Source organism: Roseateles sp. FW305-36 (genome assembly GCF_058787015.1).
Genome location: NZ_JBYSZK010000010.1, coordinates 239,316 through 258,744, shown reverse-complemented (window position 1 = coordinate 258,744; position 19,429 = coordinate 239,316). Strand labels below are relative to the sequence as shown.

Below are 19,429 nucleotides of genomic sequence, written 5' to 3'. Positions count from 1 at the left end.
CGTCACTCCTTGCCCTTGCGCTTCTTCGCTACGACGTGGGAAACAGCCGGACGCATGAAGGGCTTGATGAAGGGCGAGCGCTTGATGCCCGCTTTCGCCTGCAGCGTTGCGACCTGGTCGATGAGGGTCTTGATCATCACCGGGTCGCCGCGGATCTCTGCAGGATCGATGACCTCGACCATCATCTTGTTCTCGACCAGGTCCTTGTCCTTGTCCTTGATGCGTTTCGGCCCGTTCTCGGAAACGTCCTTCACCACCGACTTGGTATCGATGATTTCCTTGAGGTGATGCTTGGTGTCCTGGAAGTCCTTGACCACGAACTTCTGGTCGACGATTTCCTTGATGTGCGACTTCGGATGCGCCCAGTGGTTCCACCAGTACTGCACCAGGCCGTGGATCTTGTAGAAGAAGGTGCTCTGCACGGAATGGAAGCCGGCAATGATCGTCTTCTCGGCAGCCGGTAGGTTGAGGATGCTGGACGCAGCAACCGCGCCGTGAATCCAGTTGTGGATCGTGGTCTCGATGTGAATGCCCAGCTCGTCGGCCGACGCGAACGGCGGCGAGTTCGAATTGATGCGAGCCTCAGCCACCGAAAGATCGCCGCCAAAACCCGGGTTCGGCCAGCCGGTCTCCGGCAGCTTGAGTTCCGCGGGGATTGCGCTCCATGGGGCGATGTCAGCTGCCGACGCAGCGTGGTGGACGTTGTTCCACGCAAAGAACTGATTGATGACGTCCTGGTGGAACTGCAGGAACTCGAGTCCTGACCCAGGCGTTCCCATCGGGAACTGCCGGCCAGGATTGCCGTGCGCACCGCCTGGCGTGTGCCAGGCGTGGTGCTTGTTCATGATCGCGGTCAGCGTCGGATCCGTCGCGAACTGGGTGATGATGGCCATGGTCGTCTCCCTTGTGTGGGGAGCGATCTTCGACATGACCTAGCGGTCCGTCATCGCACAAATTGTGGAGATCACGGCCTTCAGCGGCCGCCCAGGCCCGGTAATCGTGACCTGCCCACGCATCAACTCGCTGGGGCAGGGCGCGCAGGCGCCGGGGGAGGGCGGCGAGGCTTGGGAGTAGGGCGGTTCGGTGCCCAGTCAGCCGGAGTAGGGCGGTAGCACAGCGCCGCCAGAACCGAGCCGTTGGTCAAAACCAATGGGAGTTGAGGGAGAAGCAATGCCAGATTACGTCTGCTCAGCGTGTTTTGAGGACGAGGACCTAGGCGCGTGGATAAGCCGGAACGGCGAGCACCGGCTTTGTGATTTCTGCGGCAGGATCGATGCGCCGGCCGTCGAGTTCAAGGGGGTCTGCGACTTCATCACAGCGTGCATTCAGAAGTACTGGGGCCGAGCGGTCGACCAGATGCCCTATGAGACCGCCGAAGGCGGCTACATCGGTGGCAACACGTGGGATACCTATGACCTGCTCAGAGACGAGATCGCGCTTTCCTTGCCGCGGGACCACAAGGAAAAGCTCTTCTACGCATTGCTGCACGCGCTTCCGGATGAGACATGGTGCGACCACGATTGGACCTGCCTGGATCTTGATCAGGCGCTCCTCACGAGCTGGGAGAGCTTCTGCGAGACGGTGAAGCACAAGCGCCGCTTCTTCTTCCACAGCACCGGGTCAGACGATGTCGATTCATACACGCCGGCTTCGCTGCTGGCCACGATCGCAAGCGCAAGCCGGGAGATGGGCCTCGTCAGGGAAATAGAGGAGGGCACGCCCCTCTGGCGTGCACGAACGAACCTGCCGCCTGACCGACGGGATCTGGCCAATGAATACGGCACGCCGCCGGTCGAGTTTGCGACCCAGAGCAACCGCATGAACCCGCCTGGCATACCCATGCTCTACGTGGCTTCGTCCCGAAGGACGGCGGTCATGGAAACGCGCGTAACGCGTGCCGACGTCGGCCGATGGGTGGCGCTGAAGCCGCTTCGTGTGCTGGATCTGCGCGAGCTCCCGGCAGTCCCGGGGTTGTTTTCAGACGTCGGACGCCAGCGGCGCCTCGTGCTTCGCTTCCTGCACGCTTTCGCCGCCGACGTGATGAAGCCGGTCGAGCGTGACGAGCGCGTGCACATCGACTATCTGCCGTCCCAGGTGGTGACAGAGTTCCTGCGCGACTTTGCTTTCCCTGGCGGCCGCCTGGACGGAATCGCCTACGGCAGCACGGTGCATAGGCAGGGCTGGAACGTTGTCCTCTTTGCGGAGCCTGCGCATCTCGGCTTGCAGGAATCCAACTGGCGAAAGGTGGACCCTTGGTTGAGATTTGACGGCGCATCAGCGTTCAGCACGGAAACCTGAAGCGGCTTTTGCGGCGAGCAAGGCTGCCAAACCTAGTAGCTTGACGCGCTAACCATAAAAGTCTGCTTCCCCCGGAGGTCTCGACTTGAAGCGCTTGTGCAGCCAGAAGTATTGATGGGGCTGGCGCCGGACCTGGGCTTCGATGATGGCATTCATGCGCGCCGCATCCGCAGTTGGGTCATTGGTCGGAAAGTTGTCCAGTGCAGGCTCGATAACCAAGGCGTAGCCGCCAGCCTCGCGCCTTGGGTAGCAAGGCAGTACTGCCGCGCCAGCGACCATGGCCATACGCGAGAGGCCAGTGATGGTCGCGGCGTTCACACCGAAGAAGGGCACGAAAACTGAGTCGCGGTGCCCGAAATCCTGGTCGGGCAGGTAATACACCGGTAGCCGTCCCTCAGCGCACGAATGACGGCGCGTGTGCCTTGCTGTCGCGAAAAGATGATGCCGGTACCCAGCCGCAGCCGGCGGGTCCGGAAGAACTCGTCCAGCCAGGGGTCTTTTTGGCGCGAGTAGATGCTGACGAGTTCCGTCTCCAGCGACACGCGCAGGCCAGCCAGGTCCAAGCCGGTGAAGTGCGGCATCATCAAAATCACCGGCCTGCCTTCGTGCTGTTTCAGGTTCTCCAGGCCTTCGATGCGCATCAGTCGCCGCAGGCGTTCGGGCGACGCAAACCAGCAGTACCCGTACTCCAGCAGCATCTGAACCATGGCGACGAAGTGGCGACGAAGCAGCCGGGAGCGATCGGCCTCAGTCCAGTCAGGCAGACAACGTCTGAGGTTCACTTGACCGATGTGGCGTCGGGAGGACGGGATCGATGCGATGAGGTGGCCAACGAGCCAGCCCAGCGCCGAGATCGCCGTGAACGGTAGCCAGCTCAGCAGCCAGACAAAAGCAACGGTCGCTTTGAAGAACACTGATGGACTCTTGTAGCTATGCAGATGCGGATCGGCGCTGAGCCGGCACAACACCGGAGGTCAACGCTGTGTGAGGCGGCCGTCCGCGCGGAAATGGGTGGTCAACGTTGCTGTCAGTGCGCCAGCGGAGGTCAACGTTGTGCGGGCCGCAGGCGGCAGGCAGGTCTGCGCGACGGGGCCGGCGCTGAGGGCAGGTCTGTGCGACCGTCCCAACCAGCTCACCGCGCCGCACGCTAACGTTGGGCGAAACGGCCACAAGTAGGTGAAGGTTGGGCAGGACGACCACGCCCAACGTTGGTGTCATATCGGCGGCCGCCACCGGTAAACGTTGGGCGACGGATCCAAGGCCCCCACGGCGCATCATCAGGCGGCTCCGCCGGAGGACATCGGTACAGGGATCACGTTGTCCAGCCAGTCATCCTCAAGCGCTCGGAAATTCGTCGACAGCTTAGGGGGCTGCGCATTTGTTATTTAACATAATGCACATTGTCGCCATATCCGGTAGTTGTCGGAGTGTTGCGTTTCACAGTTCTAGGGTTCGCCTTCCTACACTAGCGAGCCGACAAGATTTCCCCCCTCGAAACACCCTGAACCGCGACAACAAGTTCATACCGGCAGTTCTGTAGCAAGGCCACTATTGGCGCACCAGGCGTGCATCGCGATGGGATCAATGCCGCATAGAGTGATGGCCCAGACGCCGCTGCCAAAGCCAGCGGTATCGCGCCACAACAGCGCGAAACCGTGGGATCCCAAGCGATCCCCGGACCTCGCAATTGCGTTCATCGCCGTGATCAGCTGCGGTGGAATTTCATCGCCGTCTTCGTCATCGGCGGCGTCCTTCTCTTCAAGATACACGTCGATGGTTTGAAGTGCGTCCTCAGGAAGGCCAACACCGCCGCGGAGTTGCCATGCCTGAGGGATGTGGCAATTCAAGGTGAACTGGCTGCTGCTTGCGTCAACTTTGAGCGCAAGACAATTCTTGCCTGACCAAGTGTTGTGATTGGCGACAGCGTGATCGAGTAACGTGTCCCAGTGCGTGGAGACCACAACGAAGTTGACCTCGCAGTTGCCGATGAAGGGCAGAAGGTTGCGCAGCTCATGTTCGTAGCCCGCCAATTCGGTGATCGCCTGACGTTCGGTCAGACCGTCACGCTTCACCTCGAAGACGACGAAGGCACGCTTCTCACGGTTGAAGCACACGATGTCCGGTCGAAGAATCTCACTTGTGGTCAGCGATACGCTCTTGTCGACCGCAACGACTTCCAACAGTTCGAGACTCTCCAACACGGCGTCTGCCGCGCGCACGCTGGCTCGCCGGGACAGGTGGTCGAACCCAAACGCGGGAATGTTGTCCGGCTGATCGAACGACGCTTCGATCTCACGAATCCGGTCGACTCCGCCGATCTCGGCGACGAGCTTCTCGGACTCGATCAATGAAATAAGCCATTTGACGATTTCGCTCTCAAGCGCATTGCCCGTGCTGGCCATCTTTGTTCCTCCCGCCCGTCGACGCTATTGACTGGAATTCTTGTGTGCAGCCGCAACGCGAGCCAGGCGCGCCAGGTCACCAGATGGCCGCCGCTTCTTTCAACCCTCAGCCCGCCCCTGGAGGTTACCTCCGTGGCGCCACCAGCGCAGTTGCCGCCTAACGGCATTTCCTAGCGCGACGCTCGAGGCCTCCGCAACGTCAGCCCCTCGATCTCGGACGGGGCCCCGGCCACCCGCTGGAGCGTCGCTCAGCTCTACGCGCAGATCACAAGTCCGACGCCTTGCATGACAACCGACTCTGCAGGCGATAGCAGCAATTGAAAGGCCGTGCAACGTTCGCCAGTGCAAGTCCTCAATGCGTAGGCCGCCCAAGCCTGGTGCCCGTCGCCCGGGGCTGCATCGACCAAAGGAAGCACGAATTCGCAAGGCGCCGTCGGCGCCCGCATGCGCAGACTCCAAAGCCAGGCTGTTCACATCGTCCTGGCGCCCTGCCCTCGCAGTCACCAGGCCAGGTCTACTGCCGTCGGACAACGGTCCGCGCTCGCAAGCATCGGGCTCGAAACGCAACAGTTGACGCCCTTGCCCAAATGCAACAGCGTTGGCGGCGATTCTCCGGCTGCTTCAAATCTGCAGGCGTTTGTTGAAAAGCAACGCGCCCCCGCACTACCTGGTCTCGCTCTTTTAGGCAAGCGATCCGAAGGGCTGAACTCAGCGTGCCGGCAAAGGCAGCGGCACGAACAGCAGCTCCACGCTTCTATTTTCCGGCTGCGCGACTTCCGGGCCGGTCACGACCGGCAGGTCCGTCTTGGCCAGTTCCGAGGCGAACACCCGGCTCGGCGTGACGCCGCCCTGGTCCTGCAAGGCACGCCGGACGGCCGCAGCGCGCCTGGCGGCCAATGCGCGATTGAGCTGATGGGCTGCGACCATGTCGGTGTGGGCCAGCAGCAGCACGCCCAGGGTCGGCTGTTGACGAAGCATTGCTGCGGCCTCGTTCAGCACCGCGTAGGCCGCGCCATCGAGTTCATGCGAGTTGTTCGCGAACGTGACCTTGCGCGCAGCCAGCATGGGCTGGCCCACGGGACAGGACGCGCACGAGGTCACGACCTGGACAATCGAGGGCTTCGCAGGCCCGTCGTCCTTCTTCGGCGGATTGGCCGCCCAGGCGAACAACAGCAATGCGGCCAGGCTGATTGCCCCCAGCGTCTGAACCTTCTTGAGGCCGCGTTCAACCCGGTCGGCCAGCCGGGTGACGGTGGCCCAGAACCCGATGTCCCGCAGGTTCTGTTCGTACTGCGCAAACTTCTTTCTCAGTGCTTCCGGCACGGTCGCGTCCAGCTTTTGCTGCGCCACCGCCTTTTCCGCCTCGTAGATCTTTTCCCATTCATCGTCGAGATACTTCTCGAAGGCCTCGTAGGAACTGATCTCCTCGGGCAGCAAGTTGCTGCGAGTGCGGCCGAACTCGGCCTTCACGTACAGCAGCTCATCCGTTTCGGAGGCCGGCAGCCCCAGTTGCTGGATCTGCTCGTGGGTGAAGGAGTCCCGCAGGATGATGGGATTCAGCAGGTCTGGTCGCAGCATGAAGGTGAGTTCCTTCCAGCCCCAGAACAGACAGAGCGCCACCGTTGCCAGGCCGATGATGGCGGCCAGCAAGCGCAGCGACATGGGGTCCAGCGCGCCTATCCCTGAAAACGGCGAGCCTGCGATGACGGCACCCGCCGTGCCGGCGAGGATGGTCGACATCGTCTTGACGTTCTCGCGCAGGTTGGCCCGCGGCGTCGCATAGGCATCCACGTTGTCGCTCATGGGATCTGGTCCTCAAAAGCGCACCGACTACATGCCCGGCACGTAGTAGACCTGCAGGGTCTGGATACCCGGGCTGAGGTCAGCCGCCCTCCCCGCGATGTCGCCCAGGTCAAGCGGCGCCGCCAGATCCTCCTTCAGGAGCAGCACATTCAGCGTGCTCGCGTCGGTGATCGCCGCCTGGTCCGCCTGGCTCGACAGGTGTTCGGCGATGGCTTTGACCGGATAGTGGTTCAGCTCGCTCCACAGCGCGGCGTAGCGCGCGACGGATGCCGTCCTGCGAATGGACTTGCCCCAGGCTTCCTTGAGCTGCGGATCCATCAGGTCCAGCCGTGCAACATGGACCAGTCGAGTCGGAAGCTCCAGGTTCGCATCGAGTGGGGACTTGAACATGGAGGGCCATGGAATTCGCGGCCTGCCGGGCCTGGTCGTCTGCTCGGGGGGCTGTTGCGATGGCGCGCTGGGCGCTGGTGGGGGCGAGGTGACGTCACCCGGGTATCTGAACCGCTCCCGGCTCACAGGCAAGTCGAGTTCGCCCAGCGCAAAAAGGCGGCTGCGCTGCAACTCGATGGCGCGACGCCCATCATCCAATACCAGGACGCCTTCGGCCGTGAGACTGAGTTTCGTGCCCATTCGACTGTTGCGCCGCCGTAGCGCCTCCCCGACGCCAATCTCACATCAAGTCGAGAGCCCATGAATCCACAAGATTGGGGACCCAGCCACTGCGCACGGAAATCCGCCAGCTCGGGTCGCGGTGCGCGGTACCGTATCGTTCCATGCCGGCAATGCATAGGGTTAACCCTTGTGCAATTCAGTAAAAACCCTAAGATATCGGCATCAACAACGAAGAAAGGGAAAGAAAATGGAACTGCTGATCGTGACCCTGACGCTGTCCACCGTGGCCGTCATCGCTCAACTGGCTGACGTCACCACCAAGCGCGACTGAAATCGCTTCACCCCGTCTCAAGGGCTGCATCTGCAGCCCTTTTGCTTTTCCGGTGCCGAAAACAGCAATATGAAATCCATATAGCTACCAGCAAAGAATCGATATTTCAGAACTAGCTGACCCTCCTAAGCTCACGGCCGTTCCTGTAGCAGACACGGCCCATGCGAATCACCAAGCTGACGACCTACCGCCTCGCGCCGCGGTGGATGTTCCTGAAGATCGATACCGACGCCGGCATCAGCGGCTGGGGTGAGCCCGTCATCGAGGGCAAGGCGCGCTCGGTCGAGGCCGCTGTCCACGAGTTCGAGCCCTATCTGATCGGCCAGGACCCGTCCCGCATCAACGACCTCTGGCAGGTCATGTACCGCGGCGGTTTCTACCGTGGCGGCGCCATCCTGATGAGCGCCATCGCCGGTATCGACCAGGCGCTGTGGGACATCAAGGGCAAGGTGCTGGGCGCGCCCGTCCACGAGTTGCTCGGCGGCCTGGTGCGCGACAGGATCAAGGTCTATTCCTGGGTCGGCGGCGACCGTCCGGCCGACGTCATCCGCGACATCAAGCGGCTGCGCGAAGGCGGCTTCGACACCTTCAAGATGAATGGCTCCGAGGAAATGGGCCTCATCGACAGCGCCCGCAAGGTGGACGAGGCCGTGGCCCGCATCGCCGAGATCCGCGCGGCCTTCGGCCACGACATCGAGTTCGGCATCGACTTCCACGGGCGCATCGGCGCGCCCATGGCCAAGGTCATGCTGAAGGCGCTGGAGCCCTACCGGCCGCTGTTCGTCGAAGAACCGGTGCTGGCCGAGCAGGACGAGACCTATGCCCGCCTGGCCGAGCACACCGCCATCCCGCTGGCGGCCGGCGAGCGCATGTATTCGCGCTTCGAGTTCAAGCGCGTCTTCCAGGCCGGTGGCCTGTCCATCGTGCAGCCCGACCTCTCGCATGCCGGCGGCATCACCGAGTGCATGAAGATCGCGTCCATGGCCGAGGCCTATGACGTGGCCCTGGCCCCGCATTGCCCGCTGGGCCCGATTGCGCTGGCGGCCTGTCTGCATGTGGACTTCGTCTCGCACAACGCCGTGCTGCAGGAACAGAGCATGGGCATCCACTACAACCAGGGTGGCGAGCTGCTGGACTATGTGCTGAACAAGGAAGACTTCCATATCGAGAACGGCTATATGAAGCCGCTGACCAAGCCCGGCCTGGGCGTCGTGGTCGATGAAGAAAAGGTCATCGCGGCGAGCAAGGTGGCGCCGGACTGGCGCAACCCGCTGTGGCGCCATGCGGACGGGAGCGTCGCGGAATGGTGAGCGAGGCCCGTCTGATCGCGCTGGACTGGGGCAGCACGCGGCTGCGGGCCTTCCTGCTGGGCGCGGGCGGCGAGGTGCTGGCCACGCGCCAGTCCGAGCAGGGCGCTTCGACGTTGTCGGGCACGGCGGCCTTCGAGCAGGCATTCGCGGCGGTGGTGGCCGATTGGCCCGCCCCCCCCGTGCTGGCCTGCGGCATGGTCGGCAGCCAGCACGGCTGGCGCGAGGCGCCCTATGCGCCCTGCCCGGCCGATGCGGCCGCGCTGGTCCAGCATGCGCTGAAGCTCAACGACCGCGTCGCCATCCTGCCCGGCCTGATGTGTGACGCCGGCCAGCCCGACGTGATGCGCGGCGAGGAGACCCAGATCGTCGGCGCCCTCGCCTTGCGTCCTGAACTGGCGGCGCAGTCCTGCCTGGTGCTGCCCGGTACGCATTCCAAATGGGCTCGGATCGAGGCCGGCCGGGTGACGGGCTTTGCCACTCACATGACGGGCGAGCTCTATGCCCTGCTGCGACAGCATTCGGTGCTGGCTCGCCTGATGCCGGCCGACGGTGCCGCACCGCCCTCCGCCCAAGCCTTCCTCGCCGGTGTCGATGCCGCACGCAAGGACGGCGCGCTGAGCCACCAGCTCTTCGCCGTCCGCACCCTGGGCCTCTTCAAACGCCTGCCGCCGGAACAGCTGCCCGACTACCTCTCCGGCCTGTTGATTGGCCATGAGATCGCCAACGAGCTGGAAGCTGGCATGCCCGAGAGCCTCGCGCTGATCGGCGACCCGGCGCTGTGCGAGCGCTATGCCCTGGCCCTGGGCCGCTTCCGCATCGAAACGCCGCTGCAACTCGACAACACCGCGCCCGCCGGCCTCTGGCAGCTGGCGCAAACCATGGGGCTTTGACCGACATGCTCGAGCAGGCACTGCAACAACTCCCCCTCGTGGCCATCCTGCGCGGCGTCAAGCCCGATGAGGTCGAGGCCATCGCCGACGCCCTCTACGGCGAAGGCTTTCGCGTCATCGAGGTGCCGCTGAACTCGCCGCAGGCGCTGGACTCCATTGGCCGCTTGTCACGCCGCATGCCGGGCGATGCACTGATCGGCGCCGGCACCGTGCTCAGCGCCGACGCCGTGCGCGATGTGCAGATTGCCGGCGGCAAGCTCATCGTCATGCCTCATGCCGACGTCGCCGTCATCCGCGTCGCCAAGGCGCGCGGCATGGCCTGCGTGCCGGGCGCAGCAACGCCCACCGAAGCCTTCGCGGCCCTGCAGGCCGGTGCCGATGCGCTCAAGCTTTTCCCGGCCGAACTGGTCACCCCACCCGTCGTCAAGGCCATGCGCGCCGTGCTGCCCAGGGAGTTGAAGCTGCTTCCCGTGGGCGGCATCACGCCCGAGACCATGACGGACTTCCGGCGGGCCGGCGCCAGCGGCTTCGGCCTCGGCTCGGCGCTGTATGCCCCGGGCATGAGCGCCGCTGATGTGGCCACCCGGGCGAAAGCCTTTGTGCAGGCCTGGCGCGCCTACTGAGGCGCGACCCCAACAAAAACGACAACGGAGACTCCATGAACCGCATCCGCACGCTCGGCGCGGCGCTGCTGCTGGCCGCACTCGGCCCGGCCGCCGCTGCCGAGACCTTGTTGAAGCTCGATGCCCGCGCCGAGGCGCCGGCGCCTCAGACCGGCACTCTCAAGCTCGGCTCGGCGCGCTCGCCGCAGGGGCACACGCTGGCCGCCAACAGCCAGTACCTGCTGCGCGACGGCCACCCCTGGCTGCCGGTCATGGGCGAATACCACTTCAGCCGTGCACCGGCCACGCAATGGGCCGACCAACTGCGGCTGATGAAGGCTTCGGGCATCGACGTCGTCGCGAGCTATGTGTTCTGGAACCACCACCAGGAGCTGCCCGGCGCCTTCAACTGGAAGGGCAGCCGCGACCTGCGCCGCTTCGTGCAACTGGCCCAGGCGGCTGGCCTGCAGGTCGTCGTGCGCCTGGGGCCGTGGGCACATGGCGAGTCGCGCTACGGCGGCATCCCCGACTGGGTCGTCGACAAGATGCCCACGCGTGGCAACGACCCCGAGTACCTGGGCCATGTCGAACGCCTGTATGCCGAGATCGGCGCCCAGCTCAAGGGCCTGCTGTGGAAGGACGGCGGCCCCGTCATCGGCGTGCAGCTGGAGAACGAATACAACATCCGCGGCGCCGGCCGGGGTGAAGAGCACATCAGCGCCTTGAAGAAGCTGGCGCTGAAGGCCGGCATGGATGTGCCCCTCTACACCGTCACCGGCTGGGACGGCACGGTCTATCCGTCCGGCGAGGTGACGCCGGTCTTTGGTGGCTACCCCGACGAGCCCTGGGCGACCAGCACCCAGGAGCTGCCGCCGAAGGAAACCCACGCCTTCCGCTTCGACACCCGCGTCAGCGGCGACCTCGGCGCCCAGACCCAGTCCCACGCGCCCGGCACGGCCGAGACCGACAAGGACAAGGTCCCCTTCCTCGGCGCCGAATACGGCCCCGGCCTGCCGGCCATGTACCGCCGCCGCACGCTGGTGTCGCCCGACGACATCGCCGCCATGCTGCCGGTGCAACTGGGCTCGGGCGTCAACCTGTTCGGCTACTACATGTTCCATGGCGGTCGCAACCCGGTCAGCGCCGCCGGCACCGGCCTGGAGGAAAGCACGCTGAGCGGCGGCTACAACGACACGCCGCGCATCAGCTACGACTTCCAGGCGCCCCTCGGCCCCGATGGCCAGCAGCGCCCGGTGCTGACCAAGCTGCGCCCCTTCCACTATTTCCTGCGTGACTACGGCGCCCAGCTGGCCACCATGACGGTGCGCCAACCCGAGCGCACGCCGGCCAACCCGGCCGACCTGCAGACGCCGCGCTGGTCGGTGCGCTCACGCGGCGACAGCGGCTTCCTGTTCTTCAACAACCATGTGCGCAAGTACCCCATGCCGGTACAAACCGGCGTGCGCTTCGAGGTGCAGTTGCCCGGCGGCCCGCTGACCTTGCCGAGCAAGCCGGTCGACATCCCCAACGGCAGCTATTTCATCTGGCCGCTCAACATCGAGCTCGACGGCGTGAAACTGCGCTATGCCACGGCCCAGCCGGTGGCGCGGCTGGATGCGGGTGCACAGGGCATCGTCCACGTGTTTGCGCCGACGACCGGTGTCGACGCCGAGTTCGCGCTGGCCGATGGCGTGAAGACCATGTCCTCCGAAGGCGGTCAGTTGCTGACCATCGGCAAATCGGGTGGCCGGCCGGTCAGCGTGCTGCTGCTGTCGCAGGAAGAGGCCTCCGAGCTGCAGATCCTCGACATCGCCGGCCAGCGCCACCTCGTCTTCAGCGAGCAGCAGGCCTGGGTGGCCGACGGCAAGCTGCAACTGCGCGGTCTGGCCACGCAGCCTTTGCATGCCGCGGTCTTCCCTGCCCTGGCCAAGCCGAAGGCAGCGGGCTTGCAGATCCGCCTGGACGGCCCGCTGCAGCACCTCGAGTTCAAACCCGACACGACCCAGCCGACGCTGCAGATCACCGCGTCGCGCGAGGCGCGCAACGCACCGCCCGTGCTCAAGGGTGGCCTGGCCAAGGCCGCCGTGCAACCCATCCCGGAAGCCTTCGCCACGGCCGCGACCTGGTTGCTGAAGCTGCCCCAGCCCCTCGCGGTCAACGCCGAGGACGTGCTGCTGGAGCTGGACTTCGTCGGCGACATGGCCCGCGTCTTCGACGGCAACCGCCTGCTGGACGATTGGTATTACAACGGCCAGCGCTGGCAGATCGGCCTGCGCCAGTTCGCCCTCAAGCCGGGTGCAGAACTTCAGCTCAGCGTGCTGCCGCTGCGTGCCGACGCGCCCATCTACATCGACGCCGCCCACCGCCCGAGCTTCGCGGCCGGCCAAACCCAGGTGGCCGAGTTGCGCGGCGCCCGCCTGCTGCCGATGCGCCGCGTTGCCATCACGCCATGAGCCAGGCCCTGGACCTCGTCCTGCCGCACAGCGCCACGCTGGGCGAAGGCCTGCTCTGGCGCGACGGCCGCTGGTGGTGGACCGACATCGAAGCCGCCACCCTCCACGCCTGGCGCCCGGGCGAGGCCGGCCCGCAGTCCTGCCGCCTGCCCGACCGCGTCGGCAGCTTCGCCCATTGCCGCTCCGGCCGCCTGCTGCTGGGCCTGGCCAAGCGCCTGGCCCTGGCGACGCTGGGCGAGGACCTGGAGCTCGGCCATCTGCAGACCCTGGCCCCGGTCGACGCCGCCGAGCCGCGCACCCGCATCAACGACGGCCGCACCGACCGCAGCGGCCGCTTCGTCTTCGGCACGTTGAACGAGGCCAGGGAGAGGCGTGCCATCGGCAGCTTCTACCAATACTCCATGGCCCACGGTCTGCGCCGACTGGCCCTGCCGGCCGTGGCCATCGCCAACAGCATCTGCTTCAGCCTTGACGGCCGCACGATGTACTTCTGTGACACGCTGACCCGGCGCATCCAGCAGTGCGACTACGACGCCGACACGGCCCAGGTCGACAACATCCGCCTGTTCACGCAGATGGATGCCCGAGACACCTGGCCCGATGGTGCCGTCATCGACGCCGAAGGCTGCCTGTGGAACGCCCAGTGGGGCGCCGGCCGCGTGGCACGCTACGACCCGCAAGGCCGGCTGATGGGCGTGATGACCGCCCCGGCCACCCACACCAGCTGCCCCGCCATCGGCGGCGAAGGCCTGGACCAGCTGATGCTCACCACCGCCCGCGCCGAGCTGAGCCGCGAGGCCCTGGCCGCGCAGCCGCTGTCCGGCAGCCTGTTCGGCCTGCGCCTGCCCGGCCCGCTGGGCGTGCCCGACGCCCTGTTTGAAGACTGACAAAGACGACTAGGAGACAGACCATGAAGATGCAACGACGCGCCGCCCTCGCTCTGGCCCTGATGGCCACCCCCTTCGCGCTGCAGGCAGCCGAGCCCGTCAAGGTCGGCTTCCTCGTCAAGCAGGCCGAGGAGCCCTGGTTCCAGGACGAATGGAAGTTCGCCGAGCAAGCCGCCAAGGACAAGGGCTTCACCCTGGTGAAGATCGGCATCCCCAACGGCGAGAAGATGATGGCCGCCATCGACAACCTGGCGGCGCAGAAGGCCGTCGGCTTCGTCATCTGCGCGCCCGACGTGAAGCTGGGCGTGGCGGTGAACCGCGCCGCCAAGCGCCACAACCTCAAGGTCATGTCGGTGGACGACCAACTCGTCGACGGCGCCGGCAAGCCCATCGCCGACATTCCCCACATGGGCATCTCGGGCATGGAGATCGGCAAGCAGGTCGGCCAGGGCCTGCTCGCCGAGATGAAGGCGCGCGGCTGGAAGCCCGACGAGGTCGGCGTGCTGCGCGTGGCCTTCGACCAGTTGCCCACCGCCCACGACCGCACCATGGGCGCCGTGGAGGCGCTGAAGGCCGGCGGCGTGCCCGCGGCCAATGTCGTCGACGCGCCCCAGGCCAAGACCGACACCGAGAGCGCCTTCAACGCCGCCAACATCGCCTTCACCAAGAACGCCAAGTTCAAGCGTTGGGTGGCTTTCGGCCTGAACGACGAAGCCGCTCTCGGCGCCGTGCGTGCCGCGGAAGGCCGCGGCATCAAGGCCGACGCCATGCTGGCCATCGGCATCGGTGGCAGCCAGACGGCGCTCAACGAGTTCACCAAGCCCACGCCGACGGCCTTCTTCGGCACGGTGCTGATCAGCCCCAAGCGCCACGGTTACGAGACCGCCGTCGCCGTCTACGAATGGGCCACCGCCGGCAAGGCACCCGCGCCGGTCACGCTGACCGCCGGCACGCTGATGACGCGCCAGAACCAGGCCGAACTCCGCAAGCAAATGGGCCTGTGATGTCGTCTCTGCAGTTCGACAACATCAGCAAGCATTTCCCCGGCGTCAAGGCGCTGAACGGGGTGAGCTTCGAGGCGCATGCCGGCCAGGTCATGGGCCTGCTCGGCGAGAACGGCGCGGGCAAGAGCACGCTGCTGAAGATCCTCGGCGGCCAGTACAAGCCCGACGGCGGCCGCCTGCTGCTGGAAGGCCAGGAGCGCCACTTCACGTCCGCCGGCGACGCTATTCGCGCCGGCGTGGCCATCATCCACCAGGAGCTGCAGTACGTGGCCGAGCTGACCGTGGCCGAGAACGTGCTGCTGGGCCGCCTGCCGACGCGCTTCGGCTTCGTCGACCACCAGGCCGCGCGCCGGCTGGTGGCCAAGCAACTGGCCGCCATCGGCGTGGACCTGGATCCGGCCGCGCGGCTGTCGGACCTGTCCATCGCCAAGCGCCAGATGGTGGAGATCTGCAAGGCCGTCATGCAGGACGCCAAGGTCATTGCCTTCGACGAGCCCACCAGCAGCCTGTCCCACCGCGAGACCGAGATCCTCTTCAAGCTGGTCAAGCGCCTGCGCGCCGAGGGCCGCACGCTGATCTACATCTCGCACCGCCTCGAGGAGCTGTACGAGCTCTGCGACGCCTGCACCATTTTCCGTGACGGCCGCAAGATCGTGACGCATGACGTGATGGCCGCGGTGCCGCGCGAGCGCCTGATTTCCGACATGGTGGGCCGCGAGCTGCAGGACATCTACGACTACCGCAGCCGCCAGCAGGGCCCGATGCGCCTGGAAGCCCGCGGCCTGCACAGCGAGCGCCTGCCCCAGCCGCTGAGCTTTGCCATGCGCGGCGGCGAGGTGCTGGGCTTCTTCGGCCTGGTGGGCGCCGGCCGCAGCGAGCTGATGCGACTGCTCTACGGCGCCGATGCGCGCCGCGGCGGCGAGGTGCTGCTGGACGGCGCCAAGGTCGCCGCCAGCAGCCCGGCCGACGCGATTGCCGCCGGCATCGTGCTCTGCCCCGAGGACCGCAAGGAGCAGGGCATCCTGGCTCACTCGTCGGTGGCCGAGAACATCAACATCAGCTGCCGCCGCCATGGCCTGGCGGGTGGCGTCTTCCTGCGCCACGCCCAGGAGGCCCGGCGCGCCGACGACTTCATCCAGAAGCTGCGCATCAAGACGCCCAACCGCGAGCAGGAAATCCGCCTGCTGTCCGGCGGCAACCAGCAGAAGGTCATCCTGGCGCGCTGGCTGGCCGAGCCGGGGCTGAAGGTGCTCATCCTCGACGAGCCGACGCGCGGCATCGACGTCGGCGCCAAGAACGAGATCTACAAGATCATCCACGACGTGGCCGCTTCGGGCTGCTGCGTCATCGTCATCTCCAGCGAGCTGCCCGAGGTGCTGGGCATCGCCGACCGCCTCATCGTCATGCGCGACGGCCGCATCAGCGGCGAACTGTCGCGCGAACAAGCCAGCGAGACCGCCGCTCTCGCGTTGGCACTACCTGACGGAGCGCCTGCCGCGCCCCTGCATTGATCATGAACACCACCACCCTTGCTCAACGCCCCGCCATGACGTCTCCCGCCCGTGCCCTGCTTAAGGAACACAGCATGACGCTGGGCTATGCCCTGCTCTTCATCGTGCTGGCCTTCTCGGTGGAGAACTTCTTCTCCTCGGCCAATATCGTCGGCCTGCTGTTGTCGGTGGCCCAGATCGGCATGGTGGCCTGCACCATGATGCTGTGCCTGGCCTCGCGGGACTTCGACCTCAGCGTGGGCTCCACCATCGCCTTCGCCGGCGTGCTCGGCGCCATGGTGCTGGAGCGCACCGGCAGCGTCGCGGCCGCCATCGGCAGCGGCCTGCTGGCTGGTGCGCTGATTGGCGCCGGCAACGGCGTGCTGATCGCCTATCTGCGCGTCAACGCGCTGATCGCCACGCTGGCCACCATGCTGATGGTGCGCGGCCTGGCCTTCATCGCCTCCAAGGGCCAGGCCGTGGGCATCGCCGACGAAGGCTTCATCAGCTTCGGCGACACCACCTTCCTGAACCTGCCGCTGCCCATCTGGCTGACGGCCTTCTGCTTCCTGGTCTTCGGCGTGCTGCTCAACCACACCGTCTTCGGCCGCAACACGCTGGCCATCGGCGGCAACCCGGAAGCCGCGCGACTGGCCGGTGTGCGGGTGGAGAGGCTGCGCGTCTGGATCTTCCTGCTGCAGGGCGTCGTCACCGCGCTGGCCGGCCTGGTGCTGTCGGCCCGCATCACCAGCGGCCAGCCCAATGCGGCCACCGGCTTCGAGCTGGACGTCATCTCCGCCTGCGTGCTGGGCGGCGTGTCCCTGCAGGGCGGCAAGGCGCGCATCTTCGGCGTCGTCATCGGCGTGCTCATCATGGGCACGGTCGAGAACGTCATGAATCTGCTCAACGTCGATGCCTTCTACCAATACCTGGTGCGCGGCCTGATCCTCTTGGCCGCGGTTCTCCTGGACCAACTGAAGACGCGAGGCGAACGCCGTGGCTGATCGCTTGAAAGGCAAGGTCGCGCTGGTGACCGGCTCCACCCAGGGCATCGGCAAGGCCATCGCTCGCCTCTTCGTCGCCGAGGGCGCCAAGGTCATCCTGAACGGCCTGAACGCCGATGCCCATGGCGAGGCCTTGATCGCCGAGCTGGGCGAGGACAAGGCGATGTTCGTCGCCGCCGACATCGCCGACGAAGCCGCCGTGCGGGCCATGGCGGCGCGTGGCGCCGAACGCTTTGGCAGCATCAACGTCCTGATCAACAACGCCGGCATGGACGTCTTCACCGAACCGCTGGAGATGACGACGGCGCAGTGGCAGCGCTGCTTCGCGGTCGACCTCGACGGCGCCATGCACTGCAGCCGCGCCGTGCTGCCGGGCATGCTGGAGACGGGCGGCGGCAGCATCGTCAACGTCGCCTCGGTCCACGGCCACCGCATCATTCCCAACGCCTTCCCCTACCCGGTCGCCAAGCATGCGCTGATCGGCATGACCAAGGCGCTGGGCATCCAGTACGCAGCGCGCAACGTGCGGGTCAACTCGATCTCGCCGGGGTTGATCCTGTCGGAGCGCGTCATCGACTGGCTGGCCAGTGCGCCGCCCGAGGAGAAGCAGCGCCAGATCGACCTGCTACCCTGCAAGCGCATCGGCGCGCCAGAGGAAGTGGCCTACACCGCCCTCTTCCTCGCCAGCGACGAGGCCCGCTTCATCAACGCCACCGACATCCTGATCGACGGCGGCCGCTCCCAGCTCTATCACGAATGACCGATCCCCGTTCGGACCGCTTCGTCCGCTCCCACCTGAAGACCCGCCAGCTCGTGCTGCTGGTGGAACTGGGGCGCCACGGTTCGATCCTGCATGCGGCCCAGGCCGCCAACCTGACCCAGCCGGCGGCCTCCAAGCTGCTGGCCGACCTGGAGCATGCACTGGGCGTCAAGCTCTTCGAGCGCCTGCCCCGCGGCGTGGCACCGACCTGGTATGGCGAGGTCATGATCCGCCGCGCCGGGGCCGCTCTGGCCGAGCTGGACGCCGGCCACCAGGAGGTCATGGAGCTGCTGTCGGGCCTGTCCGGCCGCGTGGCGGTGGGCGCCGTGCTGACACCGTCGACGACGCTGCTGCCCCCCGCCATCACCCTGCTCAAGCAACGCCAGCCGCGGGTGCATGTGGCCATCTCGGTGGACACCAGCAAGATCCTCATCCAGCACCTGCAGAACGGCGAACTTGACCTCGTCATCGGCCGCGTGCTGGACAGCGAATCCGCCGCCCAGCTCAGCTTCGAGCCGCTGAACGACGAGCCCCACTGCCTGGTCGTGCGCGCCGGCCATCCGCTGGCCGGCCGCACCGACCTCAGCCTGCCCGAACTGGCCCGCCAGAGTTGGATCCTGCCGCCCAGTGGCAGCATCCTGCGCGACCGCCTCACGGCCCTCTTCCTGTCGGCCGGCCTGGACCAGCCCCACCAGACCGTCGAGACCCTGGCCCTGCCCGTCGTCACCAGCCTGCTGAGCCAGTCCGACATGGTCTCGGCCCTGCCCGAGGAACTGGTCAAGCCTTATCTGGCGGCCGGCCTGCTGGAGGTGCTGCCCTTCGACCTGGGCCTGCGCATGGACGCCTACGGCATCGTCACCCGCCGCGGCCACCAGCTGTCGCCCGGGGCCGAGCTGATGCTGGCCTGCCTGCGCGAGGAAGCCGCGCGGCGGCTGCCGCGCTAGGGCTTTCGCATCAGCGGGATCTGCAGATTGGTCGGCCGGTTGGCCTCGCTGTCGAAGCCGCGACCGTCGATATGCCGCGCGCCCCAGAACAGCAGGCCGTGGCTGAGGTGCACGAGGTCGTACTCCATGAAGTTGCGGCCCTCCACCAAACCGAATGGCGCGAAGTTCTTGCCGAAGACGCTCTGCGTCGCCCCCACCTCCCATTTGGCATAGCCCTGGCTCGCGGCCTGGTTCAACACATCGGCAAAGCCCTGGATCAGCGGCGTGACCTCGTAGGACTCGTCGGCGAGGAAATCCACCTTCTGCGCGCCTGCAGCAACCGGGTGCTCGCCGCGCCACAGCATGTGGCCACGGATGACGATGCGCGCCAGCGGCACACGGCCGAGAGGGTCGGCGAAATTGGTCACCGTCAGCTCGAAGCGATCGCCCGCCAGATAGCGGAAGTCGCGCTTCAGATGGAAGGGCTTGAGGCTGCCATCGGCGTTCTTCAGGCTGCTGGGGCGCAGCTCGGGTGCGAGGCTGGTCCAGTCACCCAGCAACTGGGTTTTCAGGTCGTCGAGGTTCATGGCATGGGCTTTCAGGGCTGAAGCCGCCAGGCACAGGGCCAGCGCGGCGCGTCGGGTCCACATCGTTGCAGTC

The 19,429-nt window shown here is 66.1% G+C and carries 16 protein-coding genes and 1 pseudogene; 11 read left to right on the top strand and 6 right to left on the bottom strand.

Annotated features, from left to right (window positions below; genetic code table 11):
* Positions 1-2: 2 nt before the first annotated feature.
* Positions 3-893, bottom strand: a complete 891-nt coding sequence (locus tag AC3WOE_RS19800) for a hypothetical protein (protein ID WP_492692842.1) — start codon at positions 891-893, stop codon at positions 3-5.
* Between the two features lie 277 nt (positions 894-1,170).
* Here AC3WOE_RS19800 and AC3WOE_RS19795 point away from each other — a divergent pair, with 277 nt between their 5' ends.
* Complete coding sequence (locus tag AC3WOE_RS19795; RefSeq protein ID WP_492692841.1) at positions 1,171-2,298, top strand: HEPN-associated N-terminal domain-containing protein; 1,128 nt, start codon at positions 1,171-1,173, stop codon at positions 2,296-2,298.
* Positions 2,299-2,346: 48 nt separating this feature from the next.
* Here AC3WOE_RS19795 and AC3WOE_RS19790 read toward each other — a convergent pair.
* The 4 genes and pseudogenes from AC3WOE_RS19790 to AC3WOE_RS19775 form a co-directional block, all read right to left on the bottom strand.
* Positions 2,347-3,212: pseudogene (locus AC3WOE_RS19790) on the bottom strand (lysophospholipid acyltransferase family protein).
* A 606-nt stretch (positions 3,213-3,818) separates the two neighbouring features.
* Entirely contained in the window at positions 3,819-4,700 is an 882-nt protein-coding gene (locus AC3WOE_RS19785) for a hypothetical protein (protein WP_492692840.1), read from the bottom strand.
* 708 nt (positions 4,701-5,408) lie between these two features.
* Entirely contained in the window at positions 5,409-6,503 is a 1,095-nt protein-coding gene (locus tag AC3WOE_RS19780) for an OmpA family protein (RefSeq protein WP_492692839.1), read from the bottom strand.
* Between the two features lie 27 nt (positions 6,504-6,530).
* The gene (locus AC3WOE_RS19775; RefSeq protein WP_492692838.1) at positions 6,531-6,893 is read right to left on the bottom strand and encodes a hypothetical protein; all 363 of its coding nucleotides are present in this window, start codon (positions 6,891-6,893) and stop codon (positions 6,531-6,533) included.
* Positions 6,894-7,607: 714 nt separating this feature from the next.
* On the opposite strand from AC3WOE_RS19775, the gene dgoD reads away from it, so the two are divergent.
* From dgoD to AC3WOE_RS19725, 10 genes are all read left to right on the top strand, one after another.
* The gene (gene dgoD / locus AC3WOE_RS19770) at positions 7,608-8,756 is read left to right on the top strand and encodes a galactonate dehydratase (RefSeq protein WP_492692837.1); all 1,149 of its coding nucleotides are present in this window, start codon (positions 7,608-7,610) and stop codon (positions 8,754-8,756) included.
* Positions 8,753-9,646 (top strand): 2-dehydro-3-deoxygalactonokinase, encoded by an 894-nt coding sequence (locus AC3WOE_RS19765; RefSeq protein WP_492692835.1) that lies wholly within the window; start codon positions 8,753-8,755, stop codon positions 9,644-9,646. The genes dgoD and AC3WOE_RS19765 overlap by 4 nt, the downstream gene beginning before the upstream one ends.
* A 5-nt stretch (positions 9,647-9,651) precedes the next feature.
* On the top strand, positions 9,652-10,269 hold the full coding sequence (locus AC3WOE_RS19760) for a 2-dehydro-3-deoxy-6-phosphogalactonate aldolase (protein ID WP_492692862.1): 618 nt from the start codon (positions 9,652-9,654) through the stop codon (positions 10,267-10,269).
* Positions 10,270-10,304: 35 nt separating this feature from the next.
* Positions 10,305-12,701, top strand: coding sequence for a beta-galactosidase (locus AC3WOE_RS19755; RefSeq protein ID WP_492692833.1), 2,397 nt, complete (start codon positions 10,305-10,307; stop codon positions 12,699-12,701).
* Entirely contained in the window at positions 12,698-13,588 is an 891-nt protein-coding gene (locus AC3WOE_RS19750) for an SMP-30/gluconolactonase/LRE family protein (RefSeq protein WP_492692832.1), read from the top strand. The genes AC3WOE_RS19755 and AC3WOE_RS19750 overlap by 4 nt, the downstream gene beginning before the upstream one ends.
* Positions 13,589-13,617: 29 nt before the next feature.
* Positions 13,618-14,592 carry an arabinose ABC transporter substrate-binding protein gene (locus AC3WOE_RS19745; protein WP_492692861.1) on the top strand — a complete coding sequence of 325 codons (975 nt, stop codon included), beginning with the start codon at positions 13,618-13,620 and terminating at the stop codon, positions 14,590-14,592.
* Positions 14,589-16,103 (top strand): L-arabinose ABC transporter ATP-binding protein AraG, encoded by a 1,515-nt coding sequence (gene araG, locus AC3WOE_RS19740; RefSeq protein ID WP_492692830.1) that lies wholly within the window; start codon positions 14,589-14,591, stop codon positions 16,101-16,103. The genes AC3WOE_RS19745 and araG overlap by 4 nt, the downstream gene beginning before the upstream one ends.
* Before the next feature lie 74 nt (positions 16,104-16,177).
* The gene (gene araH / locus AC3WOE_RS19735) at positions 16,178-17,086 is read left to right on the top strand and encodes an L-arabinose ABC transporter permease AraH (protein WP_492692859.1); all 909 of its coding nucleotides are present in this window, start codon (positions 16,178-16,180) and stop codon (positions 17,084-17,086) included.
* Positions 17,079-17,846 carry an SDR family oxidoreductase gene (locus AC3WOE_RS19730; protein WP_492692829.1) on the top strand — a complete coding sequence of 256 codons (768 nt, stop codon included), beginning with the start codon at positions 17,079-17,081 and terminating at the stop codon, positions 17,844-17,846. Before araH ends, AC3WOE_RS19730 begins: the two co-directional genes overlap by 8 nt.
* Positions 17,843-18,790: a LysR family transcriptional regulator gene (locus AC3WOE_RS19725; RefSeq protein WP_492692827.1), complete on the top strand. Its 948-nt coding sequence runs from the start codon at positions 17,843-17,845 to the stop codon at positions 18,788-18,790. The genes AC3WOE_RS19730 and AC3WOE_RS19725 overlap by 4 nt, the downstream gene beginning before the upstream one ends.
* Here the strand turns inward: AC3WOE_RS19725 and AC3WOE_RS19720 are convergent.
* On the bottom strand, positions 18,787-19,419 hold the full coding sequence (locus AC3WOE_RS19720; protein WP_492692826.1) for a hypothetical protein: 633 nt from the start codon (positions 19,417-19,419) through the stop codon (positions 18,787-18,789). The genes AC3WOE_RS19725 and AC3WOE_RS19720 overlap by 4 nt on opposite strands.
* Between the last annotated feature and the right edge of the window lie 10 nt (positions 19,420-19,429).